The sequence below is a fragment of the Mycobacterium sp. genome, assembly GCF_036488105.1.
GTDB lineage: Bacteria > Actinomycetota > Actinomycetes > Mycobacteriales > Mycobacteriaceae > Mycobacterium.
In genome coordinates this window covers 1-8,106 of the sequence record NZ_DASXHW010000300.1, presented here as the reverse complement: position 1 = coordinate 8,106, position 8,106 = coordinate 1, and the positions used below count along the sequence as shown (strand labels likewise).

Here is an 8,106-nt window from a genome sequence, read left to right as displayed (position 1 = left end):
GTGGCGCCGCATCCGTACTTCCCGCGGCTGCGGCTCGAGCTGGACAAGGGGCTGGGCTGGAAGGCCGAAGTCGAGGCGGCCCTGGAGCGGCTGCTGGAGAGTGCGGCGTTGCAACAGCCGGTAGCGGCGGGAGCGTCGGCGGCGTCGTCGGCTAGGAGCCGCTGACCCGACCGGCCTGCTCCACCGCCAACTCGTGAGCGAGCAGTTCCGCGAAGGTGAAGGTGCCGGTGGGCCGGTCGTTCTTGCCGAGCAGGTAAAGCCGCTTGACCGCCGCCAGGATTCCTTCGGCGATCGCGTCGCGGGTCTGCGTGGTGACCAGCAGCTCGCGGTCATGCGGATTGGTGATGTAGCCGACGTCGACCTGGACGGTGGGCATCCGGGTCAGCCGGAGCAGATCCCAGGTCCGGCCATGGGTGCGGCAATCCCGTAAACCGGTGCGCGCCACCACTTCTCGCTGAATGAAGTCGGCGAGATTCCGGCCGATGGTCGACACCGAACCGTGCGAGTTCCCGAAGTGGAACGATGCGACTCCGTTGGCCGACGGGCTGGCCTGGGTCTCGCAGCGCAGGCTGAGCATCAGGTCGGCGCCCACGGCGTTGGCGGTCGCGGCGCGCTCGTGATCCGACGGGCTGCGGTTGGTCGGCCGGGACAGGAATGTCTCCATGCCGATTGCCGTCATCCGGCCTTCGAGGCGACTTGCCAAGTCCCACAAGATGTCTGACTCGCTGATTGGTCCTGCGGAGCCGCGTGCGATCAACCCGTGGTCGGTGCCGCCGCGACCCGGATCGATAATGATCCGCTTGCCCGACAACTTCGGGCCCGATCGGCGCACCAGCTCCTCTTCGCGAATGGCGTGCAGCGAGCCGCCGGTCACCCTTGAGGAGAGAAAGTACAAGGAGCGCAACGTTTCCGGGCCACAGATGCCGTCGGCGTAGAGGCCGTAGTCGCGTTGGTAGGACATCAAGCCGTTGTGGGTCTGCAAGCCGAAATAGCCGTCGACCAACCCCGTGTAGAACCCGAGATCCTGCAGCCTGGCCTGCAAGGTGGCGACGTCGTCACCGTACATCGGCGCACCGAACTGATGGTGCAGGGTGCGCGCACCCAACCGGTAGGACGCTTCCCGCAGCGCCCGGTTGGTGGCTTCGCCGACGATACCGTCAACGAGCAGGCCGCGGTGCTGCTGAAACGCCCGTACCGCGTGGTCGAGCTCCTCGTCGAATACGTCGATCGCGATGTGCTTTCCGGTGCTCAAGTCCGCATCCGCGCCATCCAGATGGCCCAGCGCGGTCAGCGCAGCCCGGATGTCGGTGACCGCGGCGTTACGGTCACCACGGCGCAGCGCCTCGCCGTCGCCGCGATGCGGTCTCGACATTCCAAGGGCCTCCGGTGAGCCGGTGATAGAAAGCTCTGCCGACTGTTTGACAGGCCTGGCGGTATTGTCTCAGACGCTTAAGGTTTTCGGGAAAACGCCAGGCAAGGCGCGTCGATCTCTGGGCAGCTAGCCGACGTTGGGAACGGCGTCGGAAAGCTCGCGCAGCAACGCCGCCTTGCCCTTGGCGCCGACGATCCGCTTGACCGGTTCGCCGTCCTTGAACAGGATGAGCGTCGGGATCGAGACCACGTCAAAGTTGCGTGCGGTCTCGGGGTTTGCGTCGACGTCGAGTTTGGCGACGGTCAACTGGCCGGCGGTTTCGGCGGCGATCTCCGCCAGCACCGGCGCGACCATCTTGCACGGTCCACACCAGGTTGCCCAAAAGTCAACCAGCACAGGCGTATTGCTGGCCAACACGTCGGTTTGGAACGACGCGTCGGAAACATCTACAGGTGCGCCTGCGGATTCGGTGTGTGTCATCGTCTGTACTCCAATCAAAGGGACGCTGTCGCCGGTGCTCCGGCGGATTTGGTTTGTGTGCGCTTGCCCGCCTCGGCGTGCTCGGCCAGCCAGCGCTCGGCGTCGATGGCCGCCGAACAACCGGTGCCCGCGGCGGTGACCGCCTGTCGGTAGGTGTGATCGACCAAGTCGCCCGCGGCAAACACGCCGTCGACCGAGGTATAGGTCGAGTTGCCTTTGACCAGCACGTAGCCGTCCGAGTCGAGATCGACCGCACCGCGCACCAGCGCGGAGCGTGGGTCGTGGCCGATCGCGACGAACACCCCGGTCACCGGCAAAGTGGATTCGTTGCCGGTCACGGTGTCGCGCAGCCGCAAGCCGGTCACCGTGGACTCGCCTTCGACGGAGACCACGACGCTGTTGGTGACGAACCTGATCTTGTCGTTGGCGCGGGCCCGGTCGAGCATGATCTTGGAGGCCCGGAACTCGTCGCGGCGGTGCACCAGGGTCACGCTGCGGGCGAACTTCGTCAGGAAGGTGGCCTCTTCCATCGCCGAGTCGCCGCCACCGATCACGGCGATGTCTTGGTCGCGGAAGAAGAAGCCATCGCAAGTGGCGCACGAGCTCACACCGCGGCCGAGCAACTCCTGCTCACCGGGCACGTGCAGGTACCGTGCCGCGGCCCCCATCGCCAGAATGACGGCGCGGGCGTGCAGGGTCTCGCCTTCGGAGGTGGTGACGGATTTGACCGGGCCGTCGAGCGACACCGATTCGACGTCCTCCATGCGCAGATCGGCGCCGAAACGCAGCGCCTGCTCCCGCATCTCGTCCATCAATATGGGACCCATAATCCCGTCACGGAATCCGGGATAGTTCTCCACTTCGGTCGTGGTCATCAGGGCCCCACCGAACGAGACTCCCTCGAAGACCACCGGTGCCAGTTGTGCGCGCGCCGCATAGAGCGCCGCGGTGTAGCCGGCCGGTCCGGAACCGATGACGATCACGTCGTGAACGGCGCTGGTTGAGGAACTCATACCAACCTTTCGGGTACTGGGAACCACTTCAAAGCACTGGAACGCCAGCGTAGGCGGTGCTGTTCCCGCGAACACTACGGCCGGGTGACGATCCTGTCAGCCGACAGGCCGGTGTTGGCTGCACTGCAGGTCGGCGCCACCGCAAGTGCTTGGACATCGCCGGGCCCGTCGCCGGGCAGCACCAGAAGAACGGCCGGATGCCCGGCGATGTCGATCGGCCGGGCGCCCAGCACTCGGGCGTTCGTCGGGTAGCCCAGACCGGACAGGCATGACGCGCGGCGACGCGGATCGGTCAGCGGGCCGAAATCCGGCTCGTGGTCGACCAGGGCGAGGATCTGCTGATCCGACAGCGGAATGGATAGCGGCGGCCGCGAGACGGTGATGTGTTCGATGGTGGTTGGCCTGCTCGTTATCGACGCGGGTGCGGTGATCAGCGCCCGGGTTCCCAGCCAGGCGGCGACTGCGACGGCAATCAACCCGGCCGCGGCGACGGCCAGCCGTCCCGAGCGGGGGAGGCCGCCCCGCCGGATGGCGTGCTGCGCGCGCAGCGCGGCCCCAATCCGGTTGACGACTGCGGGGTCGACCTCGGGTGCCGACGCCCCGTCGCTGCTCAGCGCGGCGACGTCACCGCGGACCCGGTTCAGCGCATCCACGGTCTGCTGGGCATCGGGATCGGTGCGGACCTTCTTGCGCAGCCGGGCGGCAGTGTCGTCGTCGTGCAGCCCGGCCTGCAGGTCGGCGAGGGAATCGACGGTCAGCGGCGGATCGTCGCGCTCGTCGTCAGCCATCCCCGCCAGTCTCCGTCATCGTCAACCCGAATGCCATATGAGATTGGTCCACTCGGGTGACGTAAACCGGCCGATGAGACTGCGACGAGCAGCGATCGAAACCGCTTCTGCGCGAAGGCGCCGCAGACAGCCCTCCCGGCGTGCCGCTCATCCGGTTCGGACGTGAATGGCTGCTAGCCGGCCGGCCGCTGGGTGTCGCAGTGCAGGTAGCCGAGGATAAGGGCCAACCGGGCCCGAGCCCGCGCGCAGCGACTCTTGACGGTGCCTTCGGCGACCCCGAGCAGCCGGGCGGTGTCGGCGACCGAATAGCCGTGCATGTCAACGGCAACCACCGCGGCGCGCTGCTCGACAGGCAACCGCATCAGTGCCCGCTGCACGGCGATCGCCGTGTCGACCTGCGCCGTCCGATCCGGCACCGGATAGCGGTCGTCGAGGACAGTGGTCGGGTGAGCCTTGTTGCGGCGCAGCCGATCCAGGCAAGCATTGACCACGATACGGTGCAGCCAACTGCTCACCGCGGCGTGTTGCCGAAACGATGCGGCGCCGCGGTGCGCCGAGACCATCGCCTCCTGCAGCGCGTCTTCGGCATCCTCGGCGCTGCGGCTGGTCAGCCGGGCGACCCGGTGCAGTTGGCGGTGGTGGCGGAGGAACAACTCCTCGAAGGCATAGCGGTCGCCCGCGACGTGAGCCGCCAACAGTTCGGCGTCGCTACGTTGTCCGCGACGTTGCTGCCGAACCTGCGTGGGGCCCATCGCCGGACAGTAACCAATGACCCGATGCCCGGCACTTCACTCGCTGAGGCCTGTCAGGACTTGGCCTGAACCGTGACCTCGGAGAGTCCGGTGCGGCTGGCGCCGTTCGTGTTGCCCATCGTCGAAATCCACACCAGCACATACGATGTGGGCGATGACGCGTTGACCGGAATGCTGTTGTGGCCCGGGTGCACCGAGACCGGCGGCGTCAGCGCGGTGGTGTCCTCGAGCTTGCCCGGTGTCGCCGTCGCCGATGAGCGGATCTGGATCTTCGTCCCGGTGCTGGGGACGTCGACGTTGACCGCACCGACCACGGTGGGTTGCGGTAGCTGCAGCAGTAGGCCGATACCGCTCTTGAAACCGGGGAACGGGACCGCGTCATGGTAGGTGTCGGTGTCCCACGACGTGGCAGGGTTGCCGTCAATCGCCTGGCCGGCCTGCCCGGGGTTGTCGGCTTCACCGCCGGGGGAGTACACCGTGGCCTTCACCGGTTTGACGATGCTGCCCGCCGCCGCGCCGGCGCTGGAGCTGGTCGAGGGGCCGTTGAGGCCGAGCTGGTCTTTGTCGAGACCAGCAACGTCGCCGAACATCCGGGTGATCACCGAGGCCAAGACCAGCAGCGCGACCAGGAGCACCGCGGCGCCGGCGCCAACCCAGATCGTGATGGCGCGGCGTCGGCGGATGCGAGCGTGCGCGTCGTCGATGTCGGGTGTGGGGGCCCGGCTCGGACGCGGCGGCGACGGCGGGGGAGCGCCGTCACCGATGGGGGCGAGTAGCTCGGTACGGTCGGCCACCACCGTCGCCTGCTGGAGCAGATTCAAAAGCGTTGCTGCACTACGTATCCCACCATCGCCCTGCAGCGAGTGGGCGGCCGCCGCGGAGATCTGGAACGGGATCTCGGCGTCGATGGCGCTGGGCTCGAGCGGTTGGCCGGCGGAATCCCGCGGTGCCGGCGCCATCCCGCTGGGTGCGCCGGACTCGGGCAGCGGCCACCGGTTGACCAGCAACGCATACAACGCGGCGCCGATGCCGCGGATGTCGTCTTCGGGGCTGATGTCCGGCATCGTCGCCGGGAAGGCCAGCACGACATCGCCTTCGATGCTGACCCGAACCCGGCTGGGATGGTCGATCGACAGCGCGACGCCGGCGTGGTGGGCCGCCTCGGCCGCCGCGGCCAGGGTTTGCATCGCACGCGATGCGCCCGCGGCCGACGGCGAGGTGTCGGCCACCTCCTGCAGCGAACCGCCCCGCACCCATTCGCTGACCACCAGGCCGCCGGTGCCGGTGTGAACGACATCGAGAATTCGGGCGATGCCGATTTTGTCGATGCGGCTCAGCCGCATGGTGCGAGCCAGGATCTCGCGGAGCTGCTCGTCGGGAAGCGATGCGTCCGGATCGACGAAAGTCAGTGCCACCTGCCGATTCAGCGCGGTGTCCAGTGCCTGCCAGAACTGGGTGTGCGGCGCCCCGCCATGGAAGACCAGCAGCCGGTAACGACCGCGGGCGATGCTGGCACCGGGGACCAGCTGCTGTTCGTCTAACGGGGCAGCCGAGTCGGATCTAGGCGAGCTCGGCGCGTCGAACTCGATCGGGTTGGCGGCGCCGAACGCGGTGGTCTCGAGATCGGGGTTGGACGACTCGCCGCTGGTCGGCGGCGAGGCTTTCGGCGCCGCGACGGTGCCGACCTGGAGATCGGTGGGGACGTCGGGCTGGAAATCGTCGGCCGCGGGTGACGATGCGGAGCCCGTGACAGCATTGGCTGAAGCCCTGTCCGATGATCCGTCAGTCATCCCCGGTCCTCTCTCCGTCCCCTCCTCGGTCGGTCGCTCCGGACGCCCGCGCTGGATGGGTTCCCCTCCCGGAAATCCGGCCCGTGCTGACGAATTCCTCTGCTCAGGGTACGTGACGATGCCGGAGCGTAACAGTTGATCGCCGCCTTCGGGTTGGGGAGCGACGACGCGGGCTGACCTGCTCGAAGGGGGTACCGCAGCGCCGACGGGAGGCACTCGGGCGGGTGCCGGCGGTGCGGCATTCCCACGGGCCGGTGTCGCACCGATCCACCCGCGGAACACCGCCAGCGCCGCGACGGCCTCGGGCACCTGCGCGCGCAGCATGACCACCGCCACGATCGGCGCCATGATCACCGCGAGCACGATCAGCCGCAGCAATGAGCCGGCACCGCCGCCGTAGGCGGTGAGCCGCTCCATGCCGGTCAGCACGTCCACCAGGTACGCGACCAGACCTGCCAGCAGCGACGCGGTGGCCGTGACCAGGATGGTCCGCACCTCCCCGACGCCGAGCAGGTGACCGCCGCGAGGCCGCAGCGCGTTGCGGAGCAAGAAGTAGCCGGCGATCGCGCCGGCCACGAAGCCCAGGCCGTTGGCCAACCCCAGATAGCCCGCGACGAGGTCGGGGTTGTCGGCGAGGTGTGGCGCGACCAGCGAACCGGCGATCTTGACGACCGTGATGACCACGATGATCGCGATCGGTATCCACGGCTGCTCGCGGGCGTAAAAGACCCGCAGCTGCAGCAGCACGACGGCGTAGGGGAGCAGGGTGAACGCCGACATCGCGATCGCCGCACCCAGGTGACCGGCGTCGACGTCGCCGAAATGTCCGTAGGCGAACAGCGCGCTGCCCATCGCCGACCCACCGACGGTCATGACCGCCACCGTCGGGATCAGAGTGATCATCGTCAGCCGGGTGGCCAGCGACAGGTCGGCAAGCACCGCGTCGGTGTCGTCGGCGGCGGCGTTGCGGCTCAGCCGCGGCATGACCACCGTCAGCACGGTGACGCCGATCATGCCGTAGGGCAGCATCAGCACCAGCCAGGTGTAGTTGTAGATGGCCGGGCCGGAAGCGGCTGCGGTGCTGGCGATTTGGTTGGTGACGATCAGACCGATCTGGCTGATCAGCACGTAGAACACCATCGCGGCGGCCATCGCGCCGAAGCGCTTGAGCCGGTCGTCGATTCCCCACAGCGGGCGAAGGCTGATCCGCCGGCGCCGGATGGCGACCAGGAGCACCGCGGTCTGCGCGAACACCCCCAACGTGGTGCCGATGCCGAGCACCAGCAGCTTGGCGTTGCCCATCTGCACCGGGTCGACCGACAGCTGGCCCGGTGCGGCTAGGTAGGCGCCCAGCGTGCCGATCGCGACGACGTTGTTGACCACCGGCGCCCACGCCGGCGGCCCGAACACGTTGCGGGTATTGAGGATTGCCATGAACACCGAGGACAGGCCGTAGAAGATCACCTGCGGCAATAGCAGGTAGGCGAACGCGATGGTCAGCGACTCGTTCACCTGTGGACTGCGGCCCAGCATCAGCTGAACCAGCAGGGGCGCCGCGGCCACCGACAGCAGGGTGGCGCCCAACAGCACGGTGGTGGCCAGGGTCACCAGGCGCCGCACGAACGCCGTGCCGCCGTCGGCGTCGTCCTTCTCGGCGCGGGCCAGCACCGGCACGAAGATGGCGGTGAACGTCGCCTCCAGCACCAGCGCGGCGACCAGGTTCGGCAGCTGGTTGGCCACCGTGAACGCGCTGGACAGTGCCGCACCCAGGATTGCGGCCAACAGCACGATCCGGGCGAAGCCGGTGATCCGGCTGACCAGGGTCGCCAGCGCCATCCCCCACGATCGTGACACCAGCGCAGAGTCGGAGAGCTCCGGGCGCGGCTGCGGCGACGTGCTCAGCGAGGGCAC

At 68.1% G+C, this 8,106-nt stretch carries 6 protein-coding genes and 1 pseudogene; 1 reads left to right on the top strand and 6 read right to left on the bottom strand.

The window, feature by feature from the left end:
* A pseudogene (locus VGH54_RS15785) lies at positions 1-165 on the top strand (acetyltransferase); the annotation flags it as partial.
* On the opposite strand, the gene VGH54_RS15780 reads toward VGH54_RS15785, so the two are convergent.
* The 6 genes from VGH54_RS15780 to murJ all read right to left on the bottom strand — a co-directional run bounded on the left by VGH54_RS15780 (position 152) and on the right by murJ (position 8,106).
* Entirely contained in the window at positions 152-1,372 is a 1,221-nt protein-coding gene (locus VGH54_RS15780; RefSeq protein WP_331512998.1) for an N-acetylmuramoyl-L-alanine amidase, read from the bottom strand. The pseudogene VGH54_RS15785 and the gene VGH54_RS15780 overlap by 14 nt on opposite strands.
* A 126-nt stretch (positions 1,373-1,498) precedes the next feature.
* Positions 1,499-1,852 carry a thioredoxin gene (trxA, locus tag VGH54_RS15775; RefSeq protein ID WP_331512996.1) on the bottom strand — a complete coding sequence of 118 codons (354 nt, stop codon included), beginning with the start codon at positions 1,850-1,852 and terminating at the stop codon, positions 1,499-1,501.
* Between the two features lie 14 nt (positions 1,853-1,866).
* On the bottom strand, positions 1,867-2,865 hold the full coding sequence (trxB, locus tag VGH54_RS15770) for a thioredoxin-disulfide reductase (protein WP_331512995.1): 999 nt from the start codon (positions 2,863-2,865) through the stop codon (positions 1,867-1,869).
* A 74-nt stretch (positions 2,866-2,939) separates the two neighbouring features.
* The gene (locus VGH54_RS15765) at positions 2,940-3,653 is read right to left on the bottom strand and encodes a hypothetical protein (RefSeq protein ID WP_331512993.1); all 714 of its coding nucleotides are present in this window, start codon (positions 3,651-3,653) and stop codon (positions 2,940-2,942) included.
* 173 nt (positions 3,654-3,826) lie between these two features.
* The gene (gene sigM, locus VGH54_RS15760; RefSeq protein ID WP_331512992.1) at positions 3,827-4,405 is read right to left on the bottom strand and encodes an RNA polymerase sigma factor SigM; all 579 of its coding nucleotides are present in this window, start codon (positions 4,403-4,405) and stop codon (positions 3,827-3,829) included.
* A 53-nt stretch (positions 4,406-4,458) separates the two neighbouring features.
* On the bottom strand, positions 4,459-8,106 hold the full coding sequence (gene murJ / locus VGH54_RS15755; RefSeq protein ID WP_331512991.1) for a murein biosynthesis integral membrane protein MurJ: 3,648 nt from the start codon (positions 8,104-8,106) through the stop codon (positions 4,459-4,461).

Bases quoted from the DNA above. Each gene is read 5' to 3' on its own strand.
- trxA (WP_331512996.1), bottom strand. From the start codon at position 1,852: ATGACACACACCGAATCCGCAGGCGCACCTGTAGATGTTTCCGACGCG.
- sigM (WP_331512992.1), bottom strand. From the start codon at position 4,405: ATGGGCCCCACGCAGGTTCGGCAGCAACGTCGCGGACAACGTAGCGAC.
- trxB (WP_331512995.1), bottom strand. From the start codon at position 2,865: ATGAGTTCCTCAACCAGCGCCGTTCACGACGTGATCGTCATCGGTTCC.
- VGH54_RS15780 (WP_331512998.1), bottom strand. From the start codon at position 1,372: ATGTCGAGACCGCATCGCGGCGACGGCGAGGCGCTGCGCCGTGGTGAC.
- VGH54_RS15765 (WP_331512993.1), bottom strand. From the start codon at position 3,653: ATGGCTGACGACGAGCGCGACGATCCGCCGCTGACCGTCGATTCCCTC.